The sequence below is a fragment of the Kitasatospora sp. NPDC001527 genome (assembly GCF_040298605.1).
Taxonomy (GTDB): Bacteria; Actinomycetota; Actinomycetes; order Streptomycetales; family Streptomycetaceae; genus Kitasatospora.
This window is the reverse complement of record NZ_JBEPAM010000004.1, coordinates 241,771-255,555: the sequence shown is the minus strand read 5'-3', so window position 1 is coordinate 255,555 and position 13,785 is coordinate 241,771. Positions and strand designations below refer to the sequence as shown.

The following is a 13,785-nucleotide window of genomic DNA, read 5'->3' as shown; positions in this document are numbered from 1 at the left end:
CCGGTTCGCCCGCTCCTGGACGGCGTGGACGTTGACCACGTGGTGCGCGTCGGCACGCTTGGAGACGAACTGGACCTCCACCCGGAGCCGGTCGCCGTTGGGCAGGCGCTGGCCGAGGTCGTACGCCTCCGCCATCCCGGTCCGGGCCCGCCGGATCAGGTCCTTGAGCTTGGTCCTGACGACCGGGTCGGTCATGTCCAGGTTCTTGCCGACCAGCCGCACCTTGACGGTGAGCAGGGACTCGGTGTCACCGTCGGGGAGCACGCTCCGGGTGACGGTGAACCGCTGCCTGCCCCGGCTCTCCCGGGTCAGCTGGAAGGGGTCCGTCGGCGGGACCACCTCGCGGGTCGCGATCACCCGCCGCCGCTCGGGCCGGAACGCGGCCGACTGGTCCGGCCGGCGCTGGTCCGGCTGGCCCCAGAAGTCGGTGATCAGCCCGTTCTCCAGCCGCACGGTGAGCTTCACCCCGGCGACCTCCCCGTGCACCAGCACCGGCGCGGCCGTGCCGCCCGGGGGCACCGGGCCCGCCGGGACGCGGTGCGGCCCGGCGGAGACCACGGAAGCCGCGTAGCGGGCCTCGTCGGCGGTCCACTCCCCGGGCAGGTGGCGGCCCTCGGTCGGGTTGTCCCAGGCGGCCGGCGCGAAGCCGCCCCGCCGCCCGATCAGCATCGTCTCGCCCGCGACGGTGTACGGCGGCGGCGGCGCCTGCTCCTTGAGCGCGGCCAGCACGGCGGCCGGACCATCCGTGTCCACCGCCTCGTGCAGGCGCGGCAGCACCTGCCGCAGGGTGGGCGCTCCGCCGGCCTCGACACGCACCGCGGTGGCGTCGTCGTGCGTCGTGAAGGTCAGCCGGAGTTCGACCCGGGTACGGCCCTCCCGGTGGCCGGCCAGGAACTCGGCGGCGGCCTGGTCCAGCCCGCGCTGCGCCCTGATCCGGTCGGACATCGTGACGTTCTCGCCGTCCACCAGCTTGATCCGGGCGGTGATCCGGACGACCTCCGAGCCGTCGAGCCTCAGCTCGCGCTGGACCTTGACCGGCCCGTGGCCGGGCGCGTCCACCAGGGCGCCCCGGCTCGCCTCGGCGGCCGCGGCCGCCGAGGCCGCGTCGTCCGTCGGCCGCGCCCGGTACCGCGGGTCCGGCTCCGTCTGGAACGGGGAGGGGCGGTGGCCCAGGAAGTGGTCCTGCGACGACGGGCCCGTCCCGTGGCCCGGCACGTACATGCCCTCGGTCCACACGCCGTCGGCGAACCCGAGCTTGTAGAGGACGCCGTTCTCCGTGCGCGTGGCGACCGGTCGTTCGAGCGCCTTCCCGACGTGGGCGGCGAGCTTCTCCGCGGTCCAGCCGGTCGGGTAGTGGACGCTGCCCAGGTCGAGCACCGAGCGGGACCAGCGGGAGGGGAAGAGCGCGAGGGGCGATCCCGCCTCGACCGTGCCGTCGAGTTCGGCGCGGACCACGCGAACCACGCCGTTGTGCATGACCTCCTGCCACTCGCCGTCGCCGGGGGCCGGCGGGCGCAGCGGATCGCCCTTGAGCGTGCCGTCGGGCTCGGTGCGGTGCCAGGGGTTGTTGCGGGCGAGCGGGGTGTGCGCCGCCGCGCCGTCCTGCGCGGGGGCCGTCGTGACGGCGTCCGGGTCCGGCCGCGGGAGCGTCCGCCGCCCCGCGTCGCCGTCGCCGGGGGCCATCAGGTCGCCGTGCTCGTCCGGCGCGAAGTCGTGGGGCGCGTCCGCCGGGCCGCCCGGGGCGGGCACGGGCCGGCGGAACCAGCCCTCGCCCACGCCGCCGACGACCTCGGCCCGGACGGCCCTGCCGTTGACGTCCAGTTCCAGCAGCAGCCGGATGCCGCCGTACTCCACCGGGTGCACGGTGAGTCCGCCGCGCATCGGCTGCGGCGGCGGGCCGTCGGGGGTGAAGGGGGTGCCGAACCTGAAGGCGTTGCGGAAGAGGTGGAAGGCGTCCTCCCGGGTCCACGGCGCCGGGAGGCCGGAGTCGCGGGGGGTCCAGCCGGCGCCGAGGGCGAAGGCGTCCGCCACGTCCGGGTGCCGGGTCTGCGTGCGGCTGATCGTCGCGGGCCGCTCGTCGGTGCCGGGGGTGCCGGGTTCGCGCAGCTCCGGCGCGGTGGGCCGGCCGCTGTCGGTCCAGTTCGCGGCCGGCGCGGACCGGCGCGCGTACTCGACGACCCGGGCCGCCAGGGCCCGGTCGCCGACGAGCTGGGGCAGCAGGTTCTGCGCGTCGGGCGGGGTCGTGCGGTCCACCGGGTGGGCGTCCGGGTGGGTGCTCTCGACGAGTCGCACGACCACCCGGACCAGCGCGCCGTCCGAGGTGCGGACGTTCCCGAACTCCTGGTCCACCTGCCGCTGGAGGGCGGCCCGGTGGGCGGCCCGCTCGTCGGGCGTCAGGCCGGGCGCGAACCGCACCTCGACCGGGGCGACGATCCCCAGGCCGGACTGGCCGTCGGCGAACCGGACGTGCCGGACGGCGAGTTCGAACCCGTTGCCGAAGCTCACCGCGCGCGGCGCGGACTGCTGGACGATCTCCTCCGCCCGCCACCGCGAGATCGGCTGCTCGAAGGAGGGCCGGTGGACGAGGTGGACCCCGTCGCGGGTGATGCCCTCGATCCGCACCCCGCGGTGCTCGCCCACCCAGTGCTCGGTCAGCCGGTCCGACTGCCGCGGGTGCGGCCGGTTCCGGTAGGCACCCTCGACGGCCTGGAGGATCTCGTTCGGCGTCCAGGCGTCCGGGTACATCATGTGGGCGTCGCCGTCGGCGCGGCGGAACCAGCGCGAGGGCAGGGAGCGCATGTCCGCGGTCGGGGCGACCACCGGGTCGAGGTACCAGGCGCGCGCCCGGTAGGTGCCGTTGTCGTGCGGCTCGTACAGCGGCTCCACCGAGATGCCGTGGTGCAGCGTGGTGTCGCCGTCCGGCCGGTGGTGGCCGCCGCTGAGCGTCTGGCGGTCGCCGTAGAGGGCGATCGTCTCGGCGCGCACGCCGAACCGCCGGGGGACGACCGGCGGCTCGAAGGCCGGGGCGGGCACCCGGTTCTGGTTGGCGCTCGGGCGGAAGGCGGTGAACTCCCCGTTCACCACCTCGCCCTGGATGCGCACCCCGCCGTACTCGCCGGTCCAGTGGTGCACGCCGGCGCGCTCGGTGATCCGGCCGGTGCGCCGCGCGTCGAGGTACGCCTGCTCGGCCGCGTACACGGCGTCGTCGGACGTCCAGTGCCGCGGGAACATCGTCCGGGTCACCGTCCGGGTCGTGGCGGCCGGGCCGGTGAACAGGGTGCCGGCCGACTCCAGGTGCTGCGGCGGCAGGGCCTCGGTGCGGGCGACCCGGAAGGTGCCGTTGCGGTTCTCGGAGCCCGGGACGACCTCCGGCCGCGGCCGGGCCGAACCGGCCTCCGGGTACAGGTGTCCCCCGGAGCCGTCGGCCGGCCCGTGCAGCACCGTGCGCAGGGTGTCCTCGCCGAAGTTCGCGCGCCGGGGCAGGGCGCCCGGCCCGGCCGGGCCGCCGGTCGTGCCGAACGCGCCGTCCACGACGGACCCGAGGTGGCGCAGGTAGCGGGCCGCGAGGCCCTGCGCGGGGTGGAGGCGCTCGGGCGGGAGCATGCCGTGGCGGTCCGTCATGAAGTCGCCGAGCGCGTGGACGCCGTAGGAGGTCATCGTGGCGCCGTCCGGGTGGACGGCCCGGGCCGGGCCGTTCCCGGCCTCCCGGTACTCGTCGGGCAGGCCCAGCAGGTGTCCCACCTCGTGGGCCATGGTCAGCCGGGAGGTTCCCAGGCCCCAGTGGTGGCTGTGCTCCCGCTCCACGTCGGCGTCCAGGACGACGGTGTGGTGGGCCTCCTCCGCGGTGTCCACGAAGTCCACCTCCACCCGCAGCAGGTCGCCGCCGGGCAGCCGCTGGCCCCGGTTGAACTCCTCGTCGACGCCGCGCGCGGCGCGGGCCCGCACGGCCCGCAGTCCCCGCTCCCGCTCGTCGGGCGCCATCGAGGACAGGGACGTGGTGTCGAGGTGCAGCCGCACCCGCAGCACGGTCTCGGTGTCCCCGTCGGGCAGCGCGATCCGGGTGGCCTCGAAGGACTGGATGCGGCGGGCCGCCAGCCGTTGGCCGAACGCGTCCGCCGGCGGCCGGATCTCCGCGGTGGCGAGGACCCGGTGCGGTCCGGCCTGCGGCACCGGCCGGTCACCCCGGTCGATCGGCGCGAACCGGACGTCGGTGACGCGGTTCCCGTCCATCAGGAGCCGTACCCGGTGGCCGGCGAACACGCCGTCCACGACACCGTGGGCGTCGGGCACGCCCCGGGCCGCGACCACGTGGGCCGCGTACCGGGCCTCCTCGGCCGTCCAGGCCGGCGGGACGCCGTCGATCGGACGCTCCCGGAGGTGATCGGCCAGCGACTCCCGGACGGCCCCCAGCCGGTCCTGCATCAGGTCGGCGGAGCGCGGCGGCGCGGCGGGGTTCTCGGTGCCGGGGACGCGCAGGCTGCCGTGGACCGGCGACGGCAGCGGCAGCGCCTGCCGGCCCGCGCCCGGCGGCGGGGCGAGGAGCGTCGCCGCGGTCTCCAGCCCGGCGCCGCCGGCGGAGTCCAGCAGCGGCCGCAGGTGCTGCTCCAGGACGACGGGCCGGTCGGCCCGGAGCTGGATGCCGGCGAACGCGTCGGCCGCGTCGTCGGTGAACTCCAGCCGCAGCGCGATGGGCGTCAGCGGGTCCGCGGCCGCGACCAGCCGGTCGGCGGCGTCCTGGAGCTCCGCGCGGCGGACGGCGAGGTCCGCGTCGCCCATGCCCTGGCCGGGCATCAGGTGCAGCCGGACGGTGAGCTCGATGCCCTCCTGCCCGGTGGCGAAGACGACCCGCCGACCGGTCACCTCGGGGCCGCCCGGCGCCACCGGCCGGGTGACCGGCTCGGAGCGCGCCAGGACGGGGGCGTCGTCCCAGTGCCGGACGGCGCCGTTCACGAAGTCCGGCTGCCGTTCGGTCGGGCGGTGCGTCAGGACCTGTCCGTCGCGGACCAGGCCCTCGACCCACACGCCGTCCGCCTCGGCGACGACGTGCCGGGTCCGGCCGTCCGGCAGCGGCGACTCGCGGCGCGGCCGGCCGGTCAGCAGCGCCGGCTCGACCAGGGCGGCCGTCAGCTCCGGCGTCCAGTGCGCCGGGTAGAGCCGCGACGCGTCGCTCTCCGCGCTGCGGTGCCAGCGGCTGGGGAAGTCGGCGAGCGGCGAGTCCGGCCGGACCCTCGCGTCCAGGTACCAGGTGCGGGCGCGCCGGGTGCCGTTCGGATGGGGTTCGCCCAGCACCTCCGTCCGGACGCCGAGGGCGTCGCCGGTGGCCCCGTCGATCAGGTGGTGGACGGGGCGCAGCGTGCGCCGGTCGCCGATCGGGGCCGGGCCGCCGGGGCCGCCGGAGTCGCCGGCGCGCGGCGTGGCGGGCCGGCGCGGGGCGTACGGCGGCGGTGCCAGGTCGCCCTGGGCGGGGTGCGGCCGGAAGCCGGTGACGGCGCCGTTCTCGTGGGTGCCGCTGATCACGACGCCCGCGTACTCGCCGATCCAGTGCGGGGAGGAGTCGCCGCCGTGACGCCGGGCGTCCAGGTGCGCCTGCTCGACGGCGTACAGGACCTCCTGGGTGCTCCAGTGCCGCGGGAAGAACGTCCGGTCCTCCTGGCCGGAGCCGATCGGGGCCGGCAGCAGGACGGTCTCGTTCGCGTTCGTGCGGAACCGGCCGGAGAACGCCGCCTCGACGGAGGGCCGCAGCAGCGAGCCGCCGGTGCCGCCCTCGCCGAGGAGGCCGTACAGCGACAGGTCGCGGGCCCGGTCGGTGATCCGGGCCGGGGCGGGGTGGGGGGCGGTGGTCCCGCCGTCGGGGGCGAACGCCCCGTCGACGGCGGCGCCGACGGCGCGCAGGCGCGGCGTCCAGTCCGTGCCGGGGGTGGGACGGGCCTCGCGGGGGCCGTCCTCCAGGCCGAGGGCGCGGCCGATCTCGTGGCCGATCACGTCCCGACCGGTCCGCAGGCCCCAGTTGGAGCCGTCCTGGCGGACGGTGCCGGCGTGCAGCGTCACCGTGTGGTCGGCGGCGGCGGGCGAGTCGACGAACTCGACCCGCACCTGCAGGCGGTTGCCGTCGGGCAGCCGGTGGCCGGCGTTGTACTCGCGCGCCACCGCGTCGTCGACCCGCCGGCGCAGCGCGGCCACCCGGCCCGCGTCGTCCGCCGGCACCGACGAGTCGTCCAGGTGCAGCCGCAGGACCAGTTCGGTGACCGGGTCACCGTTCAGCAGGTGCCCGCGCCGGACCTGGTACGAGCGCGGCGGCGACACCTCGCCCTCCGGCCGGGGCCCGGCCGGCGGGTCGACCCGCCGGGTCTCCGCGCCGGGCCGGAGTGCGGTCGGCGAGTTGGGGTTCGGCACGCCCCCGGCGGCGTGCTGTCCGCCCGCCGCCGGGTGGACCGGGGCCTGCGGCGGGGCGGGGGGCGCGAACGGGGGCGCGCTGAACTGCGACGGGTGGTTCCGGTCGCTCAGCACGTCGACGGCGACCACCCGGCCGTCCTCGTCCCGGTCCACCCGGACCCGGATGCCCCGGTGCTCCAGGACGGCCGCCTCGTGGCCGGGCGGCAGGGTCCCGGCCGCGGGCTCCAGGTGGGGGAACCTCACGCCGCTCCCGTCGGCGTCGTGCAGGAACTGCAGGGCGTCCTGGCGCGACCACCCCGCCGGCAGTCCGGAGCCCTGCGGGGTCCAGTCGGCCGGGAGGGCGAAGTCCCGCTCCAGTTCGGGGAGGTCGTCCGCCGTGCGGCTGGTCGTCGCCGGCCGCTCACCGGTGCCCGGGGTGCCGGGCTCGCGCAGCGGCGGGGCGGTGGGCCGGCCGGTGTCCGTCCAGTCCCGCGCCGGGGCCCGGTCGCCGAGCGCGGTGAGGGTGCCCCCGAGGTCGTCACCGCCGCCGAGCAGCCGGCGCAGCAGGCCCTCCGGGTTCCGCTCGGCGTCCTGGACGCGGATCCGGTTCTGCTGCCCGGTGGTGCCGGTGGTGTCGAGGACGACCCGCACCAGCGCGCCGCCGGCGGTGCGCAGGTCCCCGATCTCCTGGTCCAGGCGCTGCTGGAGGCCGGATTCCGCGATCTGCCGCACCTCCGCGTCGTCCCAGATCCGGTGCTCCAGGGCGATCCCGGCGACGACTTCCAGGCCGTGCCGGCCGTCGGCGAAGCGGGTGTGCCGGACGGTCAGCACGGACCCGTCGTCGAGGGTGACGTCGGTCGGCGCGGACCGCCGGACGACCTCCTCGTCCCGCCACCGGGAGATCGGCTGGTCGAGGGAGGGGCGGTGGGCCAGGTGGACGCCGTCCCGGGTGATGCCCTCGATCACCACGCCGTCGTGCGTGCCCACCCAGTGCTCGGTCCCGTCCGGCAGCCGCTCGGTGGAGACGCGGTCCCGGTGGGCGGCGTGGACGGCGTCCATCACCCGGGCCACGTCCCAGTGGTCCGGGTACATCATGTGGGTGCCGTCGTCGGTGCGGCGGAACCAGCGCGCGTCCGACCTCGCCAGCGGCGCGGTCGGCGCCACCACCGGGTCCAGGTACCAGACCCGGGCCCGGTAGGTGCCGTTGTCGTGCGGCTCGTACAGCGGGTGTTCCTCCACCTCGACGCCGTGCCGGCGGGCCACGTCGTCGGGCGGCAGGAGGTGGGCCCCGGTGAGGGTCCGGCGGTCGCCGAAGCGGGCCTGCTCGTCGGCGCGCCCGCCGAACCACTGGTGGCCGGGGCGGCGCGGCTCGAAGGTGGTGGCGGGGATCCGGTCCTGGTCGGGGGCGGGGCGGAAGGACGTGAACTCGCCGTTCACGATCTCGCCCTCGATGCGCACGCCGCCGTACTCGCCGCTCCAGTGCAGGACGCCGTTGTCGTCGGCGGTCACCCGGCCGGTGCGCCGCGCGCTGTGGTACGCCTGCTCGGCCGCGTACACGGCGTCGTCGGTCCTCCAGTGCCGCGGGAACATCGTCCGCGTGACCGTCCGCGTCGTGGCGGCCGGGCCGGTGAACAGGGTGCCGGCCGACTCCAGGTGCCGCGGCGGCAGCGGGACCGTCTCCGAGGTGCGGAAGGTGCCGTTGCGGTGCTCCGAGCCCGGCAGGACGTCCGGCCGCGGACGGGCGGAGCCCGGCTGCGGGTAGAGGTGTCCCCCGGACTCGCCCGGGCCGCCGAACAGGGCGGCGCTGCGGACCGCCAGGTCGAACGCCGCCCGGGGCGGCGGGGTGCCCGGCGCGGACGGGCCGTCGGCCGGCCCGAACGCGCCCTCCACCACCGACCCGAGCTGCCGCAGATAGCGCGCGGGCAGCCCGATCGCGGGGTGGAAGCCCGTCGCCGGGACCCGGGCGTCCATGTCCACCAGGCTCTGGCCGTACCGGCCGGTGGCCGCGGCGGTCATCAGCGAGCCGTCGGAGCTCACCTCCCGGACGGGCTTCGACGCCTCGCGGTACTCGTCCGGCAGGCCCAGGTGGTGCCCGAGCTCGTGGGCGATGGTGTGCGGAGTCACCGTCAGGGACCAGTTGTTCATGTCCGCGCGGTCGAACCGCGGGTGCAGGTTGACGGTGTGGTGGGCCTCCTCCGCGGTGTCCACGAAGTCCACCTCCACCCGCAGCAGATCGCCGTTGGGCAGGCGCTGGCCGCGGTTGTACTGCTCGTCGACGCCGGTGACCGCGTTCCGCCGCAGGTCGTCCAGCCGTCGGGCCAGCAGCGGGTCCGGCGTGCCGGACAGCCGCGTGGTGTCGAGGTGGACCCGCAGGCGCAGCACGGTCTCGGTGTCGCCGTCGGGCAGCTCGATCCGGACGGCCTCGAAGGACTGCTTGCGGCGCAGCGACAGGGTCCGGCCGAACGCGTCGGCCGGCGGCCGGATCTCCGCGCTGTCGAGGACCCGGTGCGGCCCGGACTGCGCGTCCGGCCGGTTCCCGGCGTGCGGCTCGACCGTGAACTCGGTGATCCGGCCGTCGGCGCCCAGCCGCACCCGGACGTCCGCGCCCGCGAACCGGATCGTCGGACGGCCCTCCCGGTCCGGCATCCCGGTCATCGCCAGGTGGGCCGCGTGCCGGGCGTCGTCGACGGTCCAGCCGGCCGGGAGTTCCCGCGGGGGCCGTTCCCACGCCTCGGTGGTGAAGTCCGCCCGCGACCGCTCCAGGTGGTCGGCCGACCGGTCCGTGGAGCGCGGCGGCACGGCCGGCGCGTCGGCGGGCGGGAGGAAGCTGCCGGCGACCGGCCGCGGGATCGGGGCCGGCACGTCCTCCATGAGGCCCTCGGCCACGTCCCGCAGGTCGCCGTCGGCCTCCAGCAGCACGGCCAGGTGGTCGTCCAGGAAGGGCCGGGCGCCGGCCACCAGCACCACGGGGTGGGCCTTGGTCAGGTCGTCGGTGAAGTCGAGGCGCAGCCGGAGCGGCGGGTGCGCTCCCTGGCTCGCGACCAGCGCGTCGGCGTCGTCCTGGAGGCGCTGCCGCGCGAGGAGCAGCTCGTGCTCCGTGACGCCCTCGCCCGGCGCCAGGTGCAGCTTGGCGACGATCTCGATGCCGTCCTGGCCGGTGTCGAACAGGACGCGCCGGAAGCCGAGTTCGGGGAGGTCGTCGGACTTCTCCCGGTCGAAGAGCCCGGACGTGCCGATCTCCGCGGCGTCGTCCCAGCCGTGGGGCCGGGCGTCGGTCACCCCCGGCTGGCGGTCCGTCGGCCGGTGGTCGAGGACCTCCTCGTCCCGGATCAGGGCTTCGACCCACACGCCGTCGATCTCGGTGACGACGTGCTCGGTCACCCCGTCGTCGAGTGTGTCGAGGTGGAAGTCCTCCCCCGTGCCCAGCCGCTCGGCCAGGGCCTCGACCACCCGCTCGTTCGTCCAGCCCGAGGGGTAGAACCGCCGGTCCGGGGTGTCGGCCGCGCGGTGCCAGCGGCTGGGGAGCTGGGCCGCCGGGGAGTCCACCGGCACCCGCGGGTCCAGGTACCAGGTGCGGCCGCGCCGGGTGCCGTTCTCGTGCACGGCGCCGACCGTCTCCGTCGACACGCCGTAGTGCCGCTCCACGGCCGGGTTCGTGTGCGGGACGACGGTCAGCAGCCGGCGGTCGCCGAACTCGACGGGCCGCTCGGTGATCTCCCGGAAGCGCGGGTCGGGCCGCTTCGGGGCGTACTGCGGCGGGGGCTGCGTGCCCTGCTCGCCGTCGGGGCGGAAGCCGGTGATGACGCCGTCGTTCTGTTCGCCCACGATCCGCACGCCCGCGTACTCGCCCTCCCAGTGGGGGCCGGTCGCGTCCGGGTTGCGGGTGCGGTGGTCGCGGAACGCCTGCTCGGCGGCGTAGACGCTCTCGTCGGCGGTCCAGTGCGGCGGGAAGAACGTACGGCCCGGCTCGCCGGCGGCGTCCGCGGGCCGCAGCCGCACCGTCCGGTTGGTGTTCTCCTGGAACCGCCCGTCGGCGTGGGCCTGCCGCACGGAGTCGCGCAGCAGGTGGCCGCCGGTGCCCTCCGGTCCGCCGGAGCCGTACAGCGAGCTGGTGCGGACCGCCTCGGCGACCAACGGCCGGGCCGGGGCGGCCGGAGCGCCGACGGGGGCGAAGGCGTCGTCGAGGGCCAGGCCCACGGTGCGCAGCCGTCGCGGCGTCGGGCCCTGCGCGGGCCGGTCGGCACCGCCGTCCCGGTAGACCTCGCGGGAGCCGTCGCGCAGGCCGAGCACCCGGCCGATCTCGTGGCCGAGGGTGTCCCGTCCGGCCTTGACGGCCCAGTCGGACTCGCTCTGGCGGACGCTGCGGTCGTGCAGCCTCACCGTGTGGTGGGCGGCGTCCGGCGAGCCGACGAACTCGACCCGGACCCGCAGCAGACTGCCGTCGGGCAGCCGGTGGCCGTTGTTGTACGTCTCGTCGACGCCCTCCAGCGCCCGGCGCCGCAGGGCGGTGAGGGCGGACGGGGGCGTCCGCTCCAGGCCGCTGTCGTCCAGGTGCAGCCGCAGGACCAGTTCGGTGGCCCGTTCCCCGGTCGGCAGGGTGCCGCGCCGGGCCTCGTACGGGCGCAGCGGGGACGGTGCCTCGCCCTGGGCCCGGGGGCCGGCGGGCGGGTGGACCTGGGTGGTGGTGTGGCCGGGGCGCAGGTCCGAGGTGCTGCCCGCGCCCGGCTGGTGCGCCGGGGCGGGTGCGGGAGCCGGGGCCGGAACGGGTGCGGGCGCCGGCTGGAGGGTGTCGGCGGGCTGGACCGGGTTCTCGGCCGGGGCGTTGGGCAGGTCCTGGTCCTGCGTGTCGGTGGTGCGGTCCTGCCGGGGGGACGGGAGCGGGGTGACCGGGCCGGACAGCGAGTCCGGGCGGGGCACCGTCGTGGTGTCCGCCCCCGGGAGGAGCGGGCCGGCTGAGGTGGTGACGTGGGTACCGGCCGGCGCCGCGCTCAGGTCGGTCTCGGTGGCGGCCGGCCGCGGGACGCGCGGCGGCGGCGACAGCGGTTCCGGCTCCGGCTTCGCGGTGGCGGAGGCGGTGGCGTGCTCGGCGGACAGGCGGTCGAGGTCGGAGTCGGAGGCCGTCCGGCGCAGCCTCGGGCGCTGCACGGGCTCCGCCGGCGTCTCCGCCTCCGCGCTGGTCCGGGGCCGGCCGGTGGGGCTCGGGGCCGCCTTGTCCTTGTCCGGCGTCTTCGCGGCGTCGTCTCCGGGCCTGGTGTCGCCGCCCTCGCTGCTGGTGCGCACCGGTGGCTGCGGCCTGGTGTCGCCCGCTGCCCTGCCCGGCGCCTTCTGCTGCTCCTTCGCGGAACCGTCCTTGCCCTGCTCGCGGGGCTGCTCCTTGCCCTGGGCGTCCTTGCCCTGGCCCGAACCGCCGTCCTGGCTCTGGGTGCGGACGGCGTCGCCGGTCGGCACGACCGTGACCTTGTCGTCGTCCCCCGGCACGAGGGTGGCGGTGTCCTCGTCGTCCTTCAGGCCGAGCGCGACGAGGTCCTCGTCGCCGAACACCAGGCTCGGGTGGATGTCCCGGAGCGCTTCGGCGAACGCCTCGCCGTACCCGTCGACCCTGGCCTGCGAGAAGGCCTCGATGATCTCGCCGCGCAGCTGCGAGGGCGTCATGGTCGCGGGATCGGGACGGTCCGTCCCCAGCATGCCGCCGCCGAACGCGTCGCGGAACAGCTTGGCGTTCTCCTCCTCCGGCGTCAGGTGGGTCTTCGGCGACTCCACCTCGGTGCCGCTCGCGTCGACGTGCGCGCCGAGCCGGGGCACCAGCAGCGGCGCCGGGTTGCCGGAGAGGTTGCTGAGCACCGCCAGGACGGTGAGCGGGTGGTAGGGCGGGAAGTACTTGCTGTCGCCGGGCTTGACGTTGGAGAACTGCAGGTCGCGGACCCAGTCCATGTACCGGCTCATGACCGGGGAGGCGGCGTGGTGCAGGCCGCGCGCCATCAGGCCCATGGCCATGCCGGATCCGAAGGTGGCCAGGGTGGTGGTGAACTCGTGCTTCTCGGAGAAGAACAGGTTGTAGAAGCCCTCGACCAGGTTGCCCTGGACGCCCTCCTTGAGCTGTTCGCCGATCGCGTAGCCGATGTGGAACATCCGGTTGCCCTGCGGCATGTCCTCGGCGATGTCGACGAACCTGCGGGCGAGCGCGCCGACGCCGCGCTCGCTGAAGTCGCCGCTGACCTCCATCATGCCCTTGAGGCCGACCTTGAGCGCCGCGTGCTCGGCGGTGTTCTTGCCCCAGCCGGTGACGAAGAGTTCGCCGAAGTCCTTGCCGAGGGCCTTGGCCGCGGCGCTTCCGCCCTCCTTCTTCATCACGCCGCCGAGGTGCTTCTCGAAGATCTCGCTCAGCCGGGTGGAGAAGCGGTCGGCGGCCTTGGAGCCGGCCTTCTCGAAGCCGACCCGCAGGACGTTGTCGGAGGACTCCAGCAGCTTGCCCAGGTCCCGTGCGAAGGCCCGGGAGGCCGACTTGTCCAGCCAGTTGGTGGTGCCCTCGGTGGCGCTCTTCCCGGCCACCGCGCCGATCTTGCCGATGCCGCCCTCGGCACCGGCCGTGACGCCCTTGAGCCCGGACTTCCCGGCGGCCTCAAGCGCCTCCTTCAGCGCCTTCCGGTCACCGTTGATCATGAAGTCGGTCAGCTTGTCGGCGGCGATCCGACCGCCGTTGCGGCCCAGCAGCCGGCCCAGCAGCTTGCCGAGGCCCATGCCGATCAGGTTCAGCGGGCCGGAGATCACACCGCCGATGACGCCGAACAGGACGGCCTGCTTGAGCGCGTCCTTGTCGATCTCCTTGCGGTTGCCCTGCCCAATCTGGATGTTCTGGATGACCAGGTCCATGGTGAGCCCGCTCATGATCCCCGCGAAGGTGTGCAGCAGGATCGTCTTGAGCAGGAACTTCATCAGCTGCTTGAGGACCTCACGGGTCAGGATGGTCTTCAGCGTGACCTCGGCGAGGCTGGCGCCGAAGGTGAACGGCGCCCAGAGGATCGCCAGCGCGATCTCGACCAGCAACTGGACGAGCTGGGCGATCGACATCCACTTGCTGTACTCGGCGGCCGTGGCCACGTCGTTGGCGCACTTGGCCAGCGCCTCGGCGGTCTTGACCGACGCCGTGATGTAGTCGGCGCCGCCGGTCTCGCCGATGAACTGGCGCATCTGCTCGGAGAACTGGCGCGCCGCCTGCCCCTCGAACTGCTGGCGCGCCTTGTTCGCCACCTCGGCGATCAGCCGCCGCAGCTCGGGCAGCTCCTCCGCGATCCGCTGGTAGGCGTCCCGCACCTCCCGCAGATCCCCCTCGGCGATCTCCGGCCAGGGCATGCCGGTGACCCTGCTGAAGAAGTCGGCCGTCGACTTGTCGACCGTGATGGAGGAGTAGGGCAC

The 13,785-nt window shown here is 75.8% G+C and carries 1 protein-coding gene (only partly in view); it reads right to left on the bottom strand.

What is annotated here, in order from left to right; translation table 11 throughout:
- Positions 1-13,785: the 5' end (the start) of an EndoU domain-containing protein gene (locus tag ABT238_RS06430; protein ID WP_350755749.1), read on the bottom strand. The gene continues 21,897 nt to the left of window position 1, outside the view; the window shows 13,785 of its 35,682 coding nt (coding positions 1-13,785); the start codon lies at positions 13,783-13,785; its stop codon lies beyond the left edge, outside the window.